This window comes from Euzebyella marina, from assembly GCF_014855515.1.
Taxonomy (GTDB): domain Bacteria; phylum Bacteroidota; class Bacteroidia; order Flavobacteriales; family Flavobacteriaceae; genus Euzebyella; species Euzebyella marina.
Genome location: NZ_JACYFK010000001.1, coordinates 696,044 through 717,142, shown reverse-complemented (window position 1 = coordinate 717,142; position 21,099 = coordinate 696,044). Strand labels below are relative to the sequence as shown.

The 21,099-nt window shown below is 40.3% G+C and carries 12 protein-coding genes; 1 reads left to right on the top strand and 11 read right to left on the bottom strand.

Going from position 1 to position 21,099, the window contains the following annotated elements; all coding sequences use genetic code 11:
* Window positions 1-46: 46 nt before the first annotated feature.
* The 6 genes from IL356_RS02760 to IL356_RS02735 all read right to left on the bottom strand — a co-directional run bounded on the left by IL356_RS02760 (window position 47) and on the right by IL356_RS02735 (window position 7,755).
* A complete protein-coding gene (locus tag IL356_RS02760; protein ID WP_121847322.1) occupies window positions 47-3,550 on the bottom strand; it encodes an efflux RND transporter permease subunit in 3,504 nt (1,167 codons plus the stop codon).
* Window positions 3,551-3,556: 6 nt separating this feature from the next.
* Window positions 3,557-4,723, bottom strand: coding sequence for an efflux RND transporter periplasmic adaptor subunit (locus tag IL356_RS02755; RefSeq protein WP_121847323.1), 1,167 nt, complete (start codon window positions 4,721-4,723; stop codon window positions 3,557-3,559).
* 20 nt (window positions 4,724-4,743) lie between these two features.
* The gene (locus IL356_RS02750) at window positions 4,744-6,102 is read right to left on the bottom strand and encodes a TolC family protein (RefSeq protein ID WP_121847324.1); all 1,359 of its coding nucleotides are present in this window, start codon (window positions 6,100-6,102) and stop codon (window positions 4,744-4,746) included.
* Between the two features lies 1 nt (window position 6,103).
* The gene (locus IL356_RS02745; RefSeq protein ID WP_121847325.1) at window positions 6,104-6,709 is read right to left on the bottom strand and encodes a TetR/AcrR family transcriptional regulator; all 606 of its coding nucleotides are present in this window, start codon (window positions 6,707-6,709) and stop codon (window positions 6,104-6,106) included.
* Between the two features lie 79 nt (window positions 6,710-6,788).
* Complete coding sequence (locus IL356_RS02740; RefSeq protein WP_225621372.1) at window positions 6,789-7,202, bottom strand: hypothetical protein; 414 nt, start codon at window positions 7,200-7,202, stop codon at window positions 6,789-6,791.
* Between the two features lie 10 nt (window positions 7,203-7,212).
* Window positions 7,213-7,755 carry an RNA polymerase sigma factor gene (locus IL356_RS02735; protein ID WP_121850561.1) on the bottom strand — a complete coding sequence of 181 codons (543 nt, stop codon included), beginning with the start codon at window positions 7,753-7,755 and terminating at the stop codon, window positions 7,213-7,215.
* A gap of 145 nt (window positions 7,756-7,900) precedes the next feature.
* Here IL356_RS02735 and IL356_RS02730 point away from each other — a divergent pair, with 145 nt between their 5' ends.
* On the top strand, window positions 7,901-8,875 hold the full coding sequence (locus tag IL356_RS02730; protein ID WP_121847326.1) for a polyprenyl synthetase family protein: 975 nt from the start codon (window positions 7,901-7,903) through the stop codon (window positions 8,873-8,875).
* On the opposite strand, the gene IL356_RS02725 is transcribed toward IL356_RS02730, so the two are convergent.
* From IL356_RS02725 to IL356_RS02705, 5 genes are all read right to left on the bottom strand, one after another.
* Window positions 8,872-12,204, bottom strand: coding sequence for a VCBS repeat-containing protein (locus tag IL356_RS02725; protein ID WP_162987784.1), 3,333 nt, complete (start codon window positions 12,202-12,204; stop codon window positions 8,872-8,874). The two genes, IL356_RS02730 and IL356_RS02725, sit on opposite strands and share 4 nt — an antisense overlap.
* Before the next feature lie 196 nt (window positions 12,205-12,400).
* Window positions 12,401-14,257 carry a RagB/SusD family nutrient uptake outer membrane protein gene (locus tag IL356_RS02720; protein WP_121847328.1) on the bottom strand — a complete coding sequence of 619 codons (1,857 nt, stop codon included), beginning with the start codon at window positions 14,255-14,257 and terminating at the stop codon, window positions 12,401-12,403.
* A gap of 11 nt (window positions 14,258-14,268) precedes the next feature.
* Complete coding sequence (locus IL356_RS02715) at window positions 14,269-17,451, bottom strand: SusC/RagA family TonB-linked outer membrane protein (RefSeq protein ID WP_121847329.1); 3,183 nt, start codon at window positions 17,449-17,451, stop codon at window positions 14,269-14,271.
* A gap of 130 nt (window positions 17,452-17,581) precedes the next feature.
* A complete protein-coding gene (locus IL356_RS02710; protein WP_121847330.1) occupies window positions 17,582-18,739 on the bottom strand; it encodes a lycopene cyclase family protein in 1,158 nt (385 codons plus the stop codon).
* Window positions 18,740-18,790: 51 nt separating this feature from the next.
* Window positions 18,791-21,013, bottom strand: coding sequence for a TonB-dependent receptor (locus IL356_RS02705; protein ID WP_121847331.1), 2,223 nt, complete (start codon window positions 21,011-21,013; stop codon window positions 18,791-18,793).
* Window positions 21,014-21,099: the final 86 nt, after the last annotated feature.

Here is a 21,099-nt window from a genome sequence, read left to right as displayed (position 1 = left end):
AGCCCCGGATAATTAATCTAGGGCTTTTTAAAACTTGGGGTTAAGTTTATGCAATAACTTCTGCCGTTGGTGTTTCTACCTTTTCAGTTTTCTTATTAGTTCCCCTTACCCAGATCTTTATTCTATATACAATATTGAATAAAACAGGTACAATTATTAATGTAAGAAAGGTTGCTACCAATAATCCGAAGATAACTGTCCATGCCAGTGGACCCCAGAATACCACGTTGTCACCGCCCACATAGATTTTCGGGTTGAATTCTGAGAACAATGAGAAGAAATCTATGTTCAGACCAATGGCCAACGGTATAAGACCAAGTACGGTGGTGATTGCTGTAAGTATTACAGGTCTCAACCTCGCTTTTCCACCTTGAACTATGGCTGAGGTAGCATCTTTTAAAGTTAACAAGTCACTATCGTCCATACCCAATTTCACCTTTTTCCGGTCTACTAAAATTTGAGTGTAATCCAAGAGTACCACCCCGTTGTTGACCACAATACCTGCAAGCGAGATAATACCCATCATGGTCATCATTATTACGAATGACCATCCTGTAAGCATCAATCCACCAAACACCCCGATAAAGCTTAAGAATATGGCAATCATGATAATCAAAGGCTTGGAGATACCGCCAAACTGGAAAATCAAAATAAGCATGATCAGCCCGAGTCCGGAGAAGAAAGCCCCGATCAAAAACATTTGTTGCTTGTTCTGCTCTTCAAGTTGCCCAGTGTAATCAATTTTGATATCCTCAGGCACACCTTTGAAATCTTCCATTTCTTTTTGAATCTCGGCAACAATGGCACCGGCATCTGTAAACCCTGGTTTAAGACCTGAGTAAACAGTTACCACCCTTTCACCATCTCTGTGCTTAATGGCGCTAAATGCAGAGGTATTCTTTTCTTTTGCTACTGCAGAGATAGGTATTTCTTTGATTTGCCCGCTTGCAGCATCCCTAAAAATGATATTTTGATTAAACAGAGCACTTTTGTTATACCGTAAATCTTCGTTGAAGCGCACATTGATATCATAATCTTCACCTTCTTCTTTGAAAACTCCTGCTTTCTCTCCGAACAGCGACCTTCTCAACTGATTACCTACTTGACCTACGGCAACACCTAGTTCACCGGCTTTTTCCCTATCTACAATAACCTGCATTGAGGGTTTGCCCTTGTTTACATCAATCTTTAGCTCTTCAATACCACCGATATTCTTGGTGTTGATAAAGTTTCTAATGTCTTCGGCTGTATTGATTAATTGGTCATAATCCTTCCCTTCAAGTTCGATGTTGATAGGGTAGCCTGCTGGTGGGCCATTGGCATCTTTTTCAACGGAAATAGCAACACCGGGGTAGATGCCTTCAAGAGCAGATTGAACCCTTGCCCTAATATCTTCGGTGTTAATACCGTTTCTGAACTTGTATTCGCTAAAGTTAACGGTTACCTTACCTTTATGAGGCATTTCGGCAGATGATCCACCATCCGTGAGCGGGTTTCCTGCTCCTTCGCCAACAACCGATACTGCAGAGGCAACCATAAAATTTTCACCGTCTTTCTTGTATTCCGAATTGTCCAATACCTCGTAGACCCTATTCTCTATATCTTGGGTAATTTCATTGGTCTTTTCTATGGCGGTTCCTTGCGGATATTCTATGTACACATAGATTTCGTTAGGCTTATTGTCAGGGAAGAACTCTACTTTCGTTCTGCCACTGCCCAATGAAGCGCCGAATAGCATAAATACACCAATTAACATCAAAAAGGTAATGCTGAAGTACCAATATACATTGCGGCCCCTTAAAGCATGCTTTAACCTCTTTTCATACCAATTCTCGAAGCGTGACATGGTTTTCTTCTGAAAATTGACCGCTGCTCCTTTAATGGCATATTTATATACCCAGAACATAAGAGCTGTTAAAATCAATACCGACCCTAGACCTCTCAGCGCACCACCGAATATCAGGAATAGAAGTCCGAAGCCACCTAAAATCAAGGTGAGTCTGATCAGCTGTTTTCTTGTCAATTCTTTTTCATCGGTACTCATAAATTGTGATACCAACATAGAGTTCATGAATATGGCCACGAAGAGCGAAGAACCCAATACCACCGATAACGTAATCGGGAAGTAAATCATAAACTGGCCAAAGATACCTGGCCAAAGACCTAACGGAACAAACGCTGCCACGGTGGTCGCTGTTGATATGATAATAGGAAAAGCGATCTCACCAATACCCTTTTTCGCAGCTTCGGTGCGAGACATGCCCTCATCCATTAAGCGATAAACGTTTTCAACCACCACAATACCGTTGTCAACCAGCATACCAAGGCCCATGATCATACCGAACAGTATCATTGTGTTCAAGGTGTAGCCAAGCAGGTTTAAGATGACGAATGACATAAACATTGACATAGGTATCGCAAAGCCTACGAAAAGCGCATTTCTAAAGCCCAAGAAGAACATCAGTACGGTTACTACTAAGATAATTCCGAAGATGATATTGTTAACCAAATCATCTACTTGGTTCAATGTTCTGGTAGATGAATCGTTCGCGATAGAAATGTGTAAGTCCGGCGGATAGTAATTAGCCAACTCTTCTTTAACTATTTCCTTGATCTGGTCGGCCGCTGAAATGGCATTTCTACCGGCACGTTTCTTTACATCCAACATAACCACATTATCACCGAACTCACGAGCAAATGTGGTTTTGTCTTGCTCCTCAAAACTTATGGCTGCAATATCCTTTAAGTAAACGGCACCGTTTTCTGATTTTACTACAAAATTCTCCAGTTCTTTGGGCTTGTCGATTTCCCCAAGGATTCTGATGGTTCTACGTTGGCCGCTCGTTTTGAGGTTACCGGCAGACATGGTCATGTTACCGTTAGAAATGGCATTAAGTACATCTTGAAAGCTCACCTTCGCAGCCATCATTTTATAAATATCAACGGCCACCTCTACCTCTTTCTCTTGTGCACCTCTAATATCGGCCTTCTTTATTTCAGGAAGGTCTTCAATTTCATCTTGTAGGTGCTCTGCGAACTCCTTAAGTTTTTCTACGGTATAATCACCTGTGAAATTGATGTTCATTATGGGTACTTCTTCAGAGAAGTTCAGGTCGAACACATTCGGTTCTACTTTGGCGCCGTTAAAAGTAGGCCAATCTTCACTCGCCTTTTCCCCGTCTACTTCATCTTTGACCTTTTGCTTGGCCTGTTCAACGGTGATTTCCTCATCAAATTCAACCGTTATGATTGCATAATCTTCTTGTGAGGTCGAGGTAATTTCAACTACGTTACTGACGTTTTTTAATCGATCTTCAAGAGGGTCGGTAATCAGTCTTTCAATATCCTCTGCCGTGTTCCCAGGGTAGGGAGTACTAATGTAGATTTTGGTCTCAACGATTTCAGGGAAATCTTCCCTGGGCATAGCCATATAGGCCGAAAACCCTAGCCAAAGGAAAATACCGATCATTACATAGATAACCGAAGGATTATCGATGGCCCATGACGATAATTTAAATTCCTTATCGGCGTTCTTTTTTATTTTGCTCATCGATGTCTAGTTTTTGATTTTTACTTTCTGACCATCTTTAACGCTTCTGGCGCCTTCTTTGATAATATGGTCTCCGTTATTTAGACCGGTAAGAACTTCTACCTGTCCGTTCTGGGTTTTACCGGTAGTAATGATAGTTCTGCTTACCACGGCCTCTTCATCTTCGTTTGGCTCAGCAGCTACGTAAACATACTGCTCACCTTCAGCGTTCTCCGATATTATACTGGATGGTATAAGAATCGCTCCTTCGCTTGTATAATCGTTTAAACTAACCTTTGCCGTGAGGTTGGGCTTGATGGTTCCGTTTTTGTTCGGTACGGGAATTTCGACACTAAATGAACGGTTCGAAGGGTTGATGAAATTACCAGTTTGACGCACCTTAGTGGTTATGCTGTCACCGAGAACCGGAAAATAGACCAGTGCTTGCTTACCTTCAGATACAGCGCCTAAATAGGTCTCAGGAACATCAACTTTGATGTACATGTCTGAAAGGTTAACAATTCTAAACACCTCTGAACCTGGGCCGGGAGTAACAACCGTACCTTGGTCTTTGATGACATCGTCAATAATACCTGAGAAAGGAGCTCTTATCGTTGATTTACCTAATTGGCTCTCCGATTGTTTAATGGCATCTTGGGCCGCTTCGTATTCTGTTTTGGCTGACAGGTACTCAATTTCTGAACCTATTTTTTGATCCCAAAGTCTTTTTCTTCTTTCGTATGTGGTCTTGGCCAATTCGGCTTGGGTTTTAAGTTGAGACAACTGGCTTCCCATACCGCCGTCATCGATAACAGCCAAGGTTTGACCTTTGTTGACTCTCTGGCCTTCTTTTACATAAACTCTTTGAAGCGTTCCGGACATTTCAGGATAGATGAGCACATTTTGCTTGGTGCTAACATCACCTTGAAGTTCTAAATAATGATTGAACTTCTGTGCTTCCGCTTCAATGGTATTCACCAACGGAAGCTTTTCACTGCCAGATTTGAGGGCAATGGCGGAATCCAATCTTCTTATTTGAGATTCGATTTGCTTTTGCTGCTCAGAAATTTCTGATTTTTTAGCCCTTAGGGCGGCAAGGTCACCTTGCGAAATAAGACTCTCTAAAGATTGTTCTTTGCTGCCACATGCAACCGCGACTAGCAGAATGGTTAATAAGTATATTGCTTTTTTCATCTTAAAAAGGGTTGTTGTTTTTAGAGTTGTTTTTCTGGGTCATTCAAGATGAGCTCCAATTCAGTTTTTTTGTTGATTACTTCGACCATTGACTGCAAGTAACCTGATTGAGCATCATAAAGTTGGGTTTGTGCTTGCCTCAAATCGAAACTGCTTGCCAAGCCCTCGGTATATTTTATTTGGTTCTTGTTTTCAATACGTTCGGCAAGACCTAAGTTTTCTTTGGCCGTGTTATACTCCTCAATGGAAAGTATGTAATTACTTTTGGCTTGTTCGAGTTGAAGACGTATTTGCTCTTCGGCCTCTGAAAGCTGGGTTTTTGCTTTTTCTAGAGCAATTTTCGCCCTTGCGGTACTCGCGCTTCTTTTTCCTGAACTGAACAAGGGTATGCTTAAATCAAACCCTAGAACCGAAGAGTCGAACCAATCTTGATCACTACTGAAAAAATCAAATTTATCGGCAAACGAAGAGCTTCCATAATTTACAAATGAACTTAGCGTGGGCAGAGCACGGCTACGGGCCAATTTCCACTCAAAGAAGCGCTGCTCAGTCAAATTTATGGCCATCTTGTAATCAACATTGTTTTCAATGTTGAATTCAGTTTCCATCAATTCAAAATCGATTTGTTTTACAGCAAGGGCATCAAGGTCTTCCTCTAATTGAGTAGGGGCGTCGATAGCGATACCCATTACGAGGTTGAGCATCTGAAGGGTAATATTCTCTAATCTTACTGCATTTTTCAATTGGTTGTCTACAGATGATAATGTTATCTGCAGTTGTTCAACACTCTCTTCATCGCTAAGCCCGTTTTCGAAAAGTTTTTGCGTTTCAAAAAGATTGTTCTCTAGAGTACCTTTGTTCTTTTCGAAAATCGCAACACTTTCTTTTGCCAGAAGCACGTTGCCATAAGCCTCAACAACGGCCTTGCGAACATCTTGGTCAGTTTTTTCATTATTATTGGCGCTATAACTCAAAAATGACTTGGTGGCCTGTACGCCAACGATGTACGAGCCGTCAAATATTTTTTGTGTGAGGGTCGCTGTGGCCGTCATTTGTTGGGGTTGACCAAAAACCACGGGAATAAAAGTTCCGGGTTCGCCGCCCGCCAGTTCGGCAGGTAGTAACGAAACAGGCTGCTTTAGCTGGTTTTGATAACTGACCGAACCATTGATCTGTGGTAAACCGTCAGCAATAGTTTCCCATTTTTGTTTACGGGCGTCAACCAAATCTCTATCTGAATTGATGGCGCTGTAATTGTTTTCTAAGGCAAACTCGATAGCCTCTTCCAGAGTGAAGCTATAAGTCTTTAATTCTGGTTCTTGGGCCAAAGCCGTCACCGATAAGAAAAGTATGAATAGGTTTAGAATATACTTTTGCATTCTATTCTTGATTAGAGTTGATTATTGTATTTAGTATCTTTCTTCCTTTAGGTGTTACAATTCCGCGTAAATGATATTCCAAAAAATCATCCATAAGTTGTGCATGCGAGAACTTATCGGGTGGAAAAAGCGCGTGATCCTTAATGATTACACCACCTGCATAATAGATTCGTGAGATAAATTCAACGTTAAGGTTTTCCCTATAAAAACCCTGGTCTAAACCTCTCTGAATATTGTCTACCACGCAAGTTTTCATTTTGCAGTATTGGTTCTCTCGCATTTCAGAATAAATCTTGGGATAATATTTTTGCAATTGGTACTGCGGTGATGATTTTTCATCTTTCAAGAATTGCATTACATATTTTTTGATCTCATAAAGTTCTTCTATGGGATTTTTATTAAGGGCGCAAATACCATCGATGCCACCAGAAATAACTTCGAAGAGGTGGTGGGTACAGGCCGCAACCAATTTGGTCTTATTTTCAAAATGGGTATAAATCGTCTTTTTAGATATGCCCATTTGTTGAGCAAGGTCATCCATCGTAACGCTCTTGAAACCAAGTGTCAAGAACATATCTCCCGCTTTTTCTAGAATCTTTTCTTTCATAATGAGCGGCAAATATACTCTAGGAAACTTTAAAAACATAAAAAGTTTCTTAGGTTTTACAATTTTTTAACGCGAACGCTCAGTTGGTGTCGTTATTCTCTTGGGTTTTACGGGCTACAAAGTCGTTGTAAGCCTGTTCGCCCTCTTCTTGCCAAAAGCTGTCATAGTGTTTCCATTTAGAGAAATCGCTCTTTAACTTCATTTTTCGTCCCGGGCCACATTTTTTTCTAGATGGTTTGCCCTTTCCTGATTTGCGTCCGCTAAAACCACCGAACAATATTTTGGCCAAGACCAAAATACCGACTGCCTGCCAATAGGTTATAGTCTTAAGGCCGAATATATCTGGCATGAGCCAATTCCATAGGTACATAAACCCGTACCCGAACAATAAAAGAAAGAGAAAGACCAAGATGCAGATACATATGATCTTGAAAACCTTTTTTACTACCCTTTCAAACTTTGACTTTACTTGATGTTCAACATAATCTTTCATGATTTTATATTTAATAAGTTCTGTTCTTTTTATTTTCAAGTGCTCGGTACAGCAATGACAGGGCCCTGTGCCTTCTTGACATCAAGGTGCCTTCAGGTATACCTGTCTGCGCAGCTATTTCTCTATAACTATAATCTTCGAAATCAATGGCGATAATAATATCTCGGTAAGGTTCTTTAAGCTCCTGAATGGCTTTTTTGAGATCGGAAGTCATTTCTTCTGAAAACAATTCGTCACTCTCGCCATATAATTCTTCACCAAGTTGGTTCAGTTGGCGTTCTGCCTCATCTTCATCTTCTAAGCTTATTTTTCTAGTTCGCATAATGTCGACAATCTTATTTCGTATTGACCGGTACACAAAACCGGCAATATTTTCAATGGGTACCGAGCTATCGGCACGCGAAAATATGTTCAACGCCACATCTTGAACAATGTCCTCGGCATCTCTATCGGTCGTATTGTCTATACGAGATTGCGCATACGCCCTTAGCGAACGATATTCTTCGCTAAAAAAAGTGGTCAATTTGTTATAACTGTCTACTTCGGTACTCATTGAGGGCATATCATCATGCTATCTTCATCTCTATAGACGAAGCTTTTCAAATCTATTGCATTTTTAGACCGATTTTTTTCTATGGAAGTGCAAAGTCGTACCCAGTTTCGGTAAAATGGACTTATTTTTGGCAAAAAATCACTGCATGCAGTCTATCGAGTTTTATCGTTCAGAGTTCTTAAGTTATTTAAAGGAATATACCATCGATAAAGAGCCGGTCAATCTTTATGAGCCGGTCAACTATATATTGAACTTAGGCGGTAAAAGGCTTCGCCCCGTTCTTACATTGCTTTCAGCGGAATTATTTGGTGGAGACTATAGAAAAGCTCTTAATGCTGCATTGGCAATAGAGGTATTTCATAATTTCTCTTTGGTTCATGACGATATTATGGATGATGCACCCTTGCGCAGGGGCAAGACCACGGTACATGAAAAGTGGAATGTAAATACGGGTATTCTTTCTGGAGATGCCATGTTGATAAGTGCCTATCGGGTTTTGGAAGGTTATGAACCCTTAATTTTTCAGAAATTGTCTAGACTGTTCAGTGAAACGGCCTTAAAAGTCTGTGAGGGGCAGCAATACGACATCGATTTTGAAACTAGGGAAGATGTAACCATTCCCGAATATTTACAAATGATTGAATATAAAACGGCGGTATTAATTGGTGCTGCACTTCAGATGGGCGCTATTACGGCAGGCCAACCGGAAAATGTTCAGTCTGATATATATCGGTTTGGCCTTCATTTGGGAATAGCATTTCAATTGCAAGACGATTATTTAGATGCTTTTGGCAATCCTGAAACTTTCGGGAAGCAGATTGGGGGCGATATCATAGAAAATAAAAAAACCTATTTATATCTTAAAACGCTTGAAGGCGGTACCGATATTCAGAAGAAAGAACTACTGGATCTCTATTCTATTCAGCCAGTCGACCCTACCGCCAAAATTCAGACCATAAAAGAACTGTTTGTTGAGTGCGGTTCGGCCGATGCCACATCTGAAGCAATTAGAGAGTATTCTAATAGTGCGTTTGCTATTTTAGAAAAGCTGCCTGTTTCTAAGGAAAAGAAAGATGTACTTAGACAATTTGGAGAGAGTTTGATGGTTAGAAAGGTCTAACGAATACCGAAAATCTCTAAAGCATCATCGTTTTTGGCAAATACCACCTTTTTGTCTCCATTTACCCTTATCAGTTGAACGCCCTTGACGGTTCCTTTTGTCATTAATCCGCTATCTCCTGCTGCTAATGGTTCAAATTGGCCATTTCCTAGACCTTTCAAAAATAAAGATAATAGTGCATCGTTTCTAGGTGTTTCTACCTCGGAAGCATAAAGGTTACCGGCCATTAATAGGTCTAAGTGACCGTCATCGTCAAAGTCATCGGCTATTATTTCATTTACCGACGATAGTTGGGTCTCTACTGGCATCTTACTGACCTCAAATTTTCCTCCATTGTTCCCAAGATAAGAGGTTGCAAAGGTATAAGCCTTTAGGTTGAGTGAACTTTCCAATTGATTTTTATTGAAAATGTCATCTATCGCAGCTTTTCCAAAGGAATCATACGTTGGAAATTTCTTTTTTATGAAGGGCATTTGGTTCGAAGAACATTCGCGACCACGCAATGGTACTAAATTCTCATCGTCGTAATAACTTAGTACGATGTCATTGGAACCTGATGTGTCGAAATCATCGGCAAAAACTTCAAAAGGAGCCTTGTTGGTGGCTTTGTATTTATAATTAAGACCAAGGTTGCCACCAATAATGTCTATATCACCATCTTTATCAAAATCTTTTGCTATCAGACTGTACCACCAACCATTGGTATTGGTAAGGCCATATTGATCGGTCTTTTCCTCAAGGTTCTTACCTTGAATGTTCTCAAAAATTCGAATGGGCATCCATTCGCCACACACAACCAAATCAGAAAAGCCATCTCCATTTATATCGGTCCAAACGGCATCGGTCACCATGCCTAAAACATTCCATACCTCATTTTCCGTAAAATCACTTACCGTGAATTTAATATAATCTTTAGAACTTTGGTTGATTAATACGTAACTCTTCGCCGGAGCTGGGTATTTCCCCGGAATTTGTCGGCCTCCAATAAAAAGATCAAGGTCACCATCTTTATCGAAATCAACAGGCTTAACACAGGAGTTACTATTTGAGATAACTGGTAGGGCATTTTTATTTAATTTGAATTGACCCTTGCCGTCGTTTATGTACAACCTGTCTTCAAGATAGGGTGAGCCTTCTGAATATTCATTACCTCCGCTAGTAACATACAGGTCAAGATCTCCGTCTTGATCGGCATCGAAAAGTAACGAAGAAACATCTTCATACATAGAGGTGTCTTCAAAGACTGTAGTTAAGGCTTTGGTAAAACTGCCATCGGAATTTTGCTTGAAAAGTGCACTAGCCTGACCTATCGCCCCACCGACGAAAACATCTTCCAGACCGTCGCCATTGATATCTCCTACTGACAGAGCAGGCCCTTCATTTGACATTTTGTGAGGAAGCAAGCTCTCTCGTTTAAAATCATCGAATGAATTTTCTACGTGGTTGTATTCAAGGCCTTCTATGTTTTGTTTGGTAAAGAGTGTTGAGTCGGCCGATTTTTCTTCAGAGCCTGTCTGGGCTGTCGAATTTTTATAATCAACTACCAATGTTTCGTCAATCTTGACATTTGGGTATACCTGTTTGGTATTATCTGGCCAAAGAATTTCTACTGATGCCGTTTCATCGATTCCAAGTCCAAAATGAAGCTCTCTATCCTTTGCCGACATAAAACCTTTTGAAAAATATAATTCCTGGGTTTGCTTTCCTGCCGAGGAATGAACGGTTACCCTGGTGCCAATTCCATCTCGATTACCATCTGGCCCATTGAAGGCAATAGTCAAATAGTGCGCAAGGCCAAGCTCTCTTGAATTGTTTTTAAGAATATAGGCCGGGTCATCTGTATTGTTGACGATGAGTTCTAAATCGCCATCATTGTCAAGGTCAGCATATATTGTACCATTGGAACTGGTCTCTACACTGTCGCCCCATACCTTGTTCATTTGGGTAAACTCTAAATTGCCTGAGTTTCTAAAAAAATAGTTCTCTTTTTTTCTAGTAGGCATTTTTAGCATCACATCGGAGATATAATCTTTAACATCCATGCTTTTGGCTTGGCGTATAGAGTCTTGCTTTTTGTTGACGTAGTTTACAAAATCGTTGTTTCTAAAGTCTCTTTTGATACCGTTCGAGACAAAAAGGTCTTTATGTCCATCATTATCCATATCAAAAAACAGGGGAGCCCAGCTCCAATCTGTATTCGATACCCCAGTCAATTGAGCAATGTCTGAGAAAATTGGCACCCCATTTTCTTGAAGGTAGCCCGAGTTAAGTTGTAGGGTGTTGTACATGTATTGATAATGTTGCCCTGAATTTACCGTTTCGTAGAAACGTGCGGGGTTCATACCGCTCATACTGGTTTTAATGTCATAATTGTTAGCGCCCATCATGTCTACCACCATCATATCCATCCAACCATCATTATTGATGTCGGCAATATCATTACCCATTGAGAAAAAGGATATATGATTTGTGGCCTCGTTTATTCTTTCGACAAAAGTGCCATCTTGATTATTTATGTAGAGCAAGTCTTTACCCGTAAAATCATTGGCTATATAAATGTCTGGCCAGGTGTCGTTGTTGATGTCGCCTATTGAGATTCCTAACCCGTAAGACAAGCGGTTCTGTATGATGCCTGCTTCATGGCTAATATCTGTAAAACGTCCGTTATCGTTTCTGTAGAGGCGGTTGTTGGCGACTCCTCCATCTGTTTGAGATAACTCAAGCAAAGATTTATCTTCTGGGTAAGGGCTGGGGCTGTGGTTGAGAAGAAACATGTCAAGGTCACCATCTTTATCATAATCAAAAAAAGAGGCTTGGGTAGAACAATCTGAACTGTCAAGGCCGTAATTTTTAGCTTCCTCTTTAAAAACAGGTATCCCTTCATTATTCTTGGCCCCTGTATTTATGAATAGCCTATTTCTTCTGGTTTCTGGATTTTTAAATTTTCCCGAATTGGATAAGTAGATATCCATCCAACCATCATTATTGATGTCAACAACAGTGACGCCTGTGGAGAAGTGCTGTTGATTAAGAATGCCGGTCATGTGGGATACATCTTCAAATTTTAAATCCCCTTTATTCAAGAACAATTTATGCTGGTTAATGGTCGAAACAAAGAATATATCTTTTAACCCATCATTATTGAAATCAGACACGGCTACACCCCCACCATTATAAAAATATTCATACTGTAGGCCATTATATCGAATGTCTTCGTCTAAAAGATTTGAAAAATCAATTCCTGTCTCGTTTGAATTAAGCTTGGTAAAAATTCGTTCAGAAGAAGCATTTTTTCCAGAGAGCTCATAAGTTTTCTCACAACTAGTCATTAAAAAGATTAGTAAAAAAGAGATGTAGAGGGTGAATCGATATGATTCACAAATTTTAGATATGTTTCGATTAATTGACTTCATCAACAGGTGCTCTTGAAAGTAATAAGGTAAATCTACAAAAAGAGAAGAGGCATTAAAAAAACGACCCTATGTTCAATGAACTAGGGCCGTAATTATATACTATTAACTAAAATTAATCATAACCAGGATTCTGAATCAAAGCGGTATTGGCATTTAATTCGGCTATTCTGATTGGTACGTAATATGTTTTATCTAACCACAAGCGATTTTCAAAACCTGGGTCAACAGTTGTTGGCACGTATGAGTAGTCATAGTTCGCTGGGTCGTATTTATAGATTGATACCGTAGCCCCGGGCTTTAGTTCTCCAGTAATTTGAATACCAACTGCAGGTGCACCTAAAGTGCTTTCGGCAATCATCCATCTTCTTGCATCGTGATACCTATGTTCTTCGTAGGCCAGTTCTACTCTTCTTTCGTTTCTATAAACATCTACAAGCTCGTCTCCGGTAGCTGTTATTGCAGGAAGCCCGACTCTGAATCTGATTTTATTTAACCAATTTGTTGCTTCTGCTTCATCACCAGTTTCCAAAAGGGTTTCAACATAATTTAAGACTAACTCAGTTTCTCTAAAGAAGGGCCAAGGAATTGTCTGAAAATCAGTTTGGTCGACAAAAGCAGGATCTGGGTTGATAAACTTTTTGGTATAGTAACCGGTACGGGTACCGTTCCAGTCTTCAACCGGACTTTGACGGGTGTCTAGACCGAAATGCGTTTCAACACTTCCTGATCCATTGATCTCATATTGACCAGTTTGAATTTGATCGGCCGGGTCTCTTTCGGTAACATCAGAAGGTCTAGGCTTCCAATCGGCACCATCATAAAGTATGGTAGCATAAAACCTAGCCTCTCTGTTTTCATAAGGAGCACTGGCATGATCTGGATTGTCCCAATCAAATTCGGAACCATCGCTCATGGCATAATCATCGACCAAGTTTTGTAAGGGAGCATTTCCTGCCCAGTTATGGTAGCCATTTGGGCCATTAAACAGACCGATTTGTCTACCGGGACCACTAATTTCAACATATTGCCGCTCCCAAATAATATCATTTTCACCACCATTGCTGGCCAGATAGATATCAGTATAATTTTGTTGGCCTTCCTCTAATGAAACAGGTGAGGTCAAATCTAATTTATACCCGGTGGTTGAGTAATCCAATGCTTCCTTAACGGCATCCCTTGCCTGGATCCATCTTTGCTGCTGGTCACCTGAAGTATATGCGATAAGTTCAGGATTAGAATAACCTGATAACAAAGATGAGTTTGCTGATGCAGTTGAATAATCATGAAGGTCGCTGGCGGCATAGAGTAAAATACGAGCCTTCAGGGCCAAAGCCACTGTAGGGTTAGCTCTTCCTGACTCCATTTCACGACCATCAAGTAAGTCAAATGCTCTTTCGCAGTCAGCTACAATGAAGTTCACACATTCTTCAAAAGAATTTCTAGGAATATCATAATCAGAATCTAATTGCAGGGGCTCGTCTATTAAAGGTACGCCGCCATAAAATCGAAGTAGTTGGTGGTAGTAATAAGCCCTAAGAAAATAGGACTCACCTAATAGTCTATTTACCAAATCATTATCTTCAATTTGACCGGTGCTTAGATTAGTGATAGCTAGATTTGTATCTCTAATGTAGCCGTACATGTTATTCCAATCCCATGTATTATTTACCCATCCAGGATCGGCAGAATTCGTACGCGATTCGTTTATAGTGTTGATGCTTCTTCCTGTGTGGGTAAATATGGCCTCATCTGTCAATGACGCTAACATCTGTTCATCCAAACCCCCTGCACCAAGGCCATTATAGGCTCCGGTGACAGTAGCTTCGGCCAAACCGGCATCAGACCAAACACTTTGTTCTGAGACTTCGCTTAAAGGAGTGATACTCGTAAAATCATCGTTACAGCCAAGTGTAACAATGGCCAAAGGTAAAACCACTCTCCATCCTTTGATTGCATTTATAATTTTCATAGTATAATTTTTTAGAATGAAATGGAAAAACCTGCACTTAATATTTTTGAAACTGGGTAGTCTCTACCACTTGTGTTCAAACCTTCTGGATCAAAAATGGCATCCGTCCATGTGAATAAGTTAGAACCATTTAGATAAAATCTCAAATTGCTTAGACCAATTTGACCAATAATTTCTTGAGGAAAATTGTACCCAAGTTCAAAATTCTTAAGTCGCATGTAGTCAGTGTCTTGTCTCCAATAGGTATTGCCATTACTATAGTACTGATCAGCGCGGTTGGTGATACGTGGGTGTACAGTACTCGGGTTGTTGACCGACCATCTATTGTTATAGTCTCTTTCCAGATAATTACCGATGGTACCTGCTTCACTGAAGTTAAAGAACAATTCTCCGCCCCATGCACCTTGAAATAGCATGCTGATATCAAAATTCTTATAGCTAGCGGTTAAATTGACACCCCCTTGTAGGGTAGGGTAGATGTTTCGATCAGTTCGGTAACGATCATCGGGGGTTATTCTACCATCCCCGTCATAATCGACTAACTTCATGTCACCAGGTCTTAGGTTGTTTACTAATGCTGAATAATCTAAAGTTTCTGAATCGATATCTGCTTGAGTGGCGAAAATTCCGTCATATCCATAGACTAGCTGAGCACCAATCGTACGCCCTGTAACTCGTTGCCATTCAGGGGAACCTTCTGCTTCATCGTTAAATAGAATTTTGTTTTTGGCATACCCAGCATTAATGGTGATACCATAACTGAAATCTTCACCTACATAGTCGTTCCAACCCAAGATAAAGTCAAAACCTTTGTTTTCAACCTCCCCGAAATTTTGACGTGGTGGCGAAATACCTGATAAGGCTGGTAGAGAAGCCGAAGGAGTGGTAAGGATGTCGGTACGTTTGTTTAAGAACCAATCAAATTCTAGATTCAACTTATTCTTTATGAAACGAGCATCAAGACCTACGTTTATGTTGGTTGCAACCTCCCAAGTTATTCCAGTATTAGGAACTCTCGATTCGCTAAGGGTTGTGACCAATGAGTTGTTGACCACATAATTACCAAACCCGTAAGTTGCCAAAAACTGATTGGCCGGAAATTCGCTATCGTCAAATTTATCATTACCTAACTGACCCCAAGAAGCCCTCAATTTTAGATGGTTGAAATAAGAGTCGCTGGTCATATTCTCGAACCATTTTTCTTTGGTTACCACCCAGCCTGCGGTAAAACCAGGGAAGAAACCATATCTTGTTTCCTCAGGGAAAAGGTACGACCCGTCATATCTCCATAAAAACTCCATCAGGTATTTCTCCTGAAAATCATAGGATACCCTACCGAAATAGTTTAACCTAGAAGCTCGGTCAGATGAGCCATTAATATTCTGCTCATTGGTGCCTCCTGCAAAAAGATCTTGAATCACAGGTGAGATAAAATATCTTCTAAATGCATCGAAGCCTTCATATGTTTTGGTCTCTTTGTTGGTACCTGCAAGAACTAAAAGATTGTGGTCGCCAAAAGCCTTTTGGTACTGAAGATTGGCACCCAAAAGAATATTTAACCTATTTTGAGCATATTGGGTTAATCTAGGCTCGGCAGGACCCCTTTGAACGGGTGTTAATCCTGATTCATTTTCGTTTACTCCATCCCAAGTGTAAAGTTGCCAAGGAGTTCTCCATACTTTTCTGTTGTTAAAGCTTTTGTCAATTGCAGCAGTTGTTTGAAGTTTTAAACCTTCCACCCAAGGAATATCGATATCTAAAGTAGCATTTGACTGAAAGAAATCTCGAGTGTCTCGGTCATAACCGGTAGCATTGGTTGTAATAACCACTGGTTGTTGACCGTTTTCAATGTCAGGACCAGGGAAACCGTTTGGCCAGTAAGCCGGTTCGGTAGGGCGACCTCGGGTCAACATTCTAAAAATGGCCCCAGCTGATTCAGTAGGGAAATACCTTTTTTCCTCTCTGCCTAATACCCCTATTTTAAACTGAATGCCTTCACTTATTTTAGCGTCCAAATTGATACGTAAATCATATTGCTCATAGCCAGTAGCCGATTGCTTATAGTATGCATCTTGTTTTAAGTATCCTAGCGAACTAAAGTAATTGAAGTTTTCGCTACCGCCAGTAAGTTGCATTGTGTGTTTTTCTTGTGAAGCTCCCCTCTTAAAGGTTTCACCGAACCAGTCAGTGTCGGGATGCCCCCATTGATCCGTACCGTTTCTGAACAATTCAATATCTTCAGGTGTATAAATGGCATCTCTTTGAGAACCGTCTGGCCTTGTATAGGTGCCGGTCGAGTTGAAAGCGTTGGTAGCGGCTTGCCATTCTTCAACAGGCAAATTATAGACCTCAAGCTCATTTCTTAGTTCGGCATATTGCGGTGAATTGGCCATGTCCGGAATGACTGTTGGCGTAGCCCAGCCTTGCATTGAAGAATAAGTTATTTTAGGTTTTCCTGATTTCCCGCGTTTAGTGGTTACAAGAATAACTCCGTTCGCAGCCCTTGCCCCATATATAGCGGCGGAGGCATCTTTCAAAACAGATATACTTTCGATATCAGCCGGGTTGATACGAGCTAAACCTCCATCTCTATCGGGAATTCCATCAACAACTACAAGTGCCCCTGTATTGTTGTAAGTATTTGTTCCCCGAATTCTTATGGTAGCATTGTCATAACCTGGTTCTGCACTTGGCTGGTTGACAAATAAACCTGCTACTCGACCAGAAAGGGAGTTGGTCAGGTTAACGGTAGGAGATTTAGTTAGTTCTTCACCTTTTACAGAGGCGACAGATCCGGACACGGTAGCTCTTTTTTGAGTACCGTAACCAACAACGACAACTTCTTCAAGATTTGAAACGTCTTCTTGCATTTGAATGTCGATGCTTGAGCGGCCATCGGTCGAAATCGTTTGAGAAACAAACCCGATGTATGAGAAAATCAAGACTGCATCTGAGCTTTCTACATCAATTGAATAGTTTCCGTCAAAATCTGTTGATACACCTTGTGTAGTGCCATCGATTACAACACTCACACCGGGCAAAGGGGTTCCTGCTGCATCTGTAACAGTACCTTCGATGGTTGATTGAGCTAGGGCGATGGAGAATTTTGTTCCTCCAAGAAATAATAGGAGGGTGAAAAAGTGGCGTAAAAAACGCACATACCTTTCCCTACTAAGGTTAGGTTGGTAGTTCATATTAGTTAAGTTTCTAGAGTTAAATCGATGCTAAAAGTAGCCAATATTCGTTAAAAACAATAAATTTTTGTTAAAAACTGTATTTAACCCTTGTGATTTTGGCTTGATTGATTTTAGCTATGATTTTTTACTAATATGCTATTCTCTTTATTAAAGTTCTGATAAATTGATATTTAGGGCAACTGAAAATTAGGTATATCTCTTCTGGAAATGAGGTTTTTTCGCTTAGAAATTTAAACAACAATTGGGGGTCTCTTTTCTCAAAAATAGACTGAAAGAGGTAATGTCCGAGATGGTTTTTCTGGGCTAAAACGTCTAGCAAAAGCAAATCATAGTACCAAAATCTGTTTTTACGGTTAAGGTTTGAAAGAGGTATATTCGCTTTCAAATGATGGACCAGTTTCGGAATCATATTAGCAGTACTCATAAAGGCATAACCAGTACTAGGTTTGGCCCAGCCACCGGCGGTACCAATATTAAATATATGCCTACTGTTATTTTTTGAAAAATCATAGCAGGTCATAGGTATGCTACCATACTCTTTTTCGACTATGGTATAGCTTTTCAGTCCAAAATTTTCCTTTAGGTATTCTTCCAGGGCGTCTGAGTATTCTTTTTCGGGTAATTTATTTTGGCTGAATAGGGTATACTCGATTAAAGCTTCGCGTTCGGAAAATGGCAAAACATACATAAACCTTGTATTCCCCTTTTGAGGAATGGAAAAGTCCATATAAGTGGCTCTTTTCGGATTAAATACCGATTGGTCTGTTTTAATGTGCCATCCCAAGAAATGCTGCTCTAAAACTGGATATTTCGATTGTTTTTTCGCCTGTTCGTACGAGAAAATACTATTAAATACTTGCTTGCTTTCATACTGACAATTCAGGGTATTTATGACTGCACCATCTTCTTTTTCGATGATTTGGACTACTTCCTCGATTTTAAAATGAATATTTTCTTTTGAAGATAAAAGGGTGAGAGAATCCTTATAAAAATCCAGACCTTTAACCATCTTATAGGTGTATGGATTGATATTATAGTCCTTAGAAAATTGCTTTCCGGTGAAATTTATTTGACTCCATTCATAACTTACGATATGGTCGAACTGTCCATCACCTTTTTCCCAAAAGCACCAGGTTCTATCGTTTACATTTTTTGGATCCTTATCTAGAACCAGAATTTTTGAGTGGTCAAAAAAGGAGTCTTGTGCCATGGCCGTTGCAAGCATTAGGCCGGCCGCTCCGGCCCCCACAATAATATAGTCGTAATGGTTATTGGTCTCAGTCATTAATCATAAGTAACGACCTTAAAAATAAATATATAATTAGAATGTATTTGCTTAATCGAGTCTATACCTTAATCCGAAAAATGCTCTAATACCTTGGTTGGGTCCATACACATAGGAGGGGTCAAAGGTTAGCGCATAGGGATTATCATCGGTAGCTGCCACATTACCGTTTGCCTCATAAGTAACATTTCTGTCAAAAGGGTCGTTTGCACGTGCAATAAGAAACGGGACACCATTATTAGGGGTCCAATTCAACAGATTTTTAATCCCCCCATAGAATTCAAAATTTTCAAGCCCTTTATAGGTGAACTGTATGTTTTGAATACTCCAAGTTGGGCTGTACTCCGGTCTGGGGTCTTGTTCGCCCAAAATAGGCAGTCGCATGGGGCCGTAAATGTTTCCTGTATAATCGATGCTCAGCTTAGGGGACCTAATATCATAGGATAAACCCCAAGTTCCCGTAAATCTCTCTGTAAGAATTTGTCTTTGCTTAGAACCGTCTTCGGTTTGACTTACATCTTGAAACGTGGCTCCGACCATTATTTTAAAGCTACTCGGAAAGACCAAATCGACATTCGCACTTACCCCTTGAGAGACGGAAGTTCCGTCTAAATTGTCATAAATAATTTGGTTGGGGTCTGAATCGTAGTCAGGCAAAATGGCGTTGCTGAAAGAGGTGTAGAATGCGGAAGCATCTAAACTCATAAACGTACCATTGTCGCTATAGATTTTTTTAAGGTAATTGAGATTGAAATTGATCGACCTTTCGGGCTTGAGCTCTTCGGTAACCAAAACGTCTCTTGCTCCTGTAAGGGCAGCATGTTCCTCGGTGAATAAATTAACCACTCGAAAGCCGGTACCTGCGTTAAACCTAAAAATATCATTGTCGCCCAATTTCCAGCGGTAAGCAAGTCTAGGCGTCAAAATGTTTCCGTGCCTTTTATCATAGTCATAGCGCATGCCCAACAAAAGGGAGTGTTTCTGTGCTAATTGCATTTCATCTTGCAAAAAAAGACTAGGTATGGTCACTTCATCAGCCGTTACCGTAGCCGTCGTATTATCATCGTAGTACTTATATCTGACGGCAGTACCAAACAAGAGGTCGTGCCACTCAATTTTTTTGTCCCACGTCAATTGGGCAAAACCAATTCGTTGATCAGCAATGTAGGGGGTATCGCCATAGACCGAATTCTGTTTGTGGTCATTATAGGAAAAGGAAAGCAACATTTTTTCATGTATAGGTAACTGATATTTCCCCAATATCTCCCATCTGGTTGTGTAAATACTCTCACCATAAATTTCATTACCGCCCCTAAATTCGGGGGTCCATTGTAATTCACCTCCCCAGCGGTCTTCGTAAAAGAACCTTCCTGCCAAAGAAAAAATACGGGATTTCTCTCTTTTAAAATTCCATTTCTGAAAAATAGAAATCCGATTCTGTAAAGTAAGGTCGGTGAAATTGTCGTCGTTATTGTCAATCAATTGGTCATAGTTAAAGTAGTTAACACCTAATAGCATATCGGTCTTTTTACCGACAGAAATTTTAGCCCCAATATCCAAGTTATATTCTCCCCAACCTGTTGCAAAGGCATCTGCAAAGAAATCAGGGGCTTCTAGACTATTTTTGGTAATAATGTTGATCAGACCTCCAACGGCTTCGCTTCCGTACAGTGAAGAAGCAGGCCCTTTTACAATTTCAATTTGTTCGATCAATGAGTTGGGTATACCGGATAGCCCGTATACCGAACCCAATCCGCTTACAATCGGCATTCCATCTATCAAAACCAAGGTATAGGGGCCTTCCAGACCATTGATATGAATATCACCAGTATTGCAAACATTGCAATTGATTTGGGGTCGAACCCCGTTGACATTTTGAAGCGCCTCGAAAATATTGGCCGTGGGGTTCTTTTTTAGGAAAGTAGGGCTATAAACTTCCACGGGAACGGGGCTTTCAGACCGGCTAACGGCTTTTAAGGTGCCCGTTACCACGGTTTCTTCTAATTGTTCAGATGATTCTTGTAGAACGATATCAAGTTTAGTCGATTTTCCCGAGACGACCTTGATGGGGGTTGAAAAAGATTGATAGCCCAGCACTTTGACCTTTAAATGGTAACTTCCTTCCGGAACATCGGTAATTGCGAAATTACCATTCTCGTCAGAAGCAGTGCCAATATCACTTCCGTTTAGAAAAACATTGGCATAAGCCACTCCGTAATCACCATCCGTAACTGTTCCTTCAATAGTTCCTTGTTGTGCATAAACAGAATGCATTAGAAAGAAAAGACTTAAGAATTTGATATATGTAGTTATATGGTTTGTCGAAATAATTATTTAATTGTGTATAAATTTAAATTTAG

Bases quoted from the DNA above. Each gene is read 5' to 3' on its own strand.
- IL356_RS02750 (WP_121847324.1), bottom strand. From the start codon at position 6,102: ATGCAAAAGTATATTCTAAACCTATTCATACTTTTCTTATCGGTGACG.
- IL356_RS02710 (WP_121847330.1), bottom strand. From the start codon at position 18,739: ATGACTGAGACCAATAACCATTACGACTATATTATTGTGGGGGCCGGA.
- IL356_RS02740 (WP_225621372.1), bottom strand. From the start codon at position 7,202: ATGAAAGATTATGTTGAACATCAAGTAAAGTCAAAGTTTGAAAGGGTA.
- IL356_RS02735 (WP_121850561.1), bottom strand. From the start codon at position 7,755: ATGAGTACCGAAGTAGACAGTTATAACAAATTGACCACTTTTTTTAGC.
- IL356_RS02705 (WP_121847331.1), bottom strand. From the start codon at position 21,013: ATGCATTCTGTTTATGCACAACAAGGAACTATTGAAGGAACAGTTACG.
- IL356_RS02715 (WP_121847329.1), bottom strand. From the start codon at position 17,451: ATGAACTACCAACCTAACCTTAGTAGGGAAAGGTATGTGCGTTTTTTA.
- IL356_RS02745 (WP_121847325.1), bottom strand. From the start codon at position 6,709: ATGAAAGAAAAGATTCTAGAAAAAGCGGGAGATATGTTCTTGACACTT.
- IL356_RS02755 (WP_121847323.1), bottom strand. From the start codon at position 4,723: ATGAAAAAAGCAATATACTTATTAACCATTCTGCTAGTCGCGGTTGCA.
- IL356_RS02730 (WP_121847326.1), top strand. From the start codon at position 7,901: ATGCAGTCTATCGAGTTTTATCGTTCAGAGTTCTTAAGTTATTTAAAG.
- IL356_RS02725 (WP_162987784.1), bottom strand. From the start codon at position 12,204: ATGACTAGTTGTGAGAAAACTTATGAGCTCTCTGGAAAAAATGCTTCT.
- IL356_RS02760 (WP_121847322.1), bottom strand. From the start codon at position 3,550: ATGAGCAAAATAAAAAAGAACGCCGATAAGGAATTTAAATTATCGTCA.
- IL356_RS02720 (WP_121847328.1), bottom strand. From the start codon at position 14,257: ATGAAAATTATAAATGCAATCAAAGGATGGAGAGTGGTTTTACCTTTG.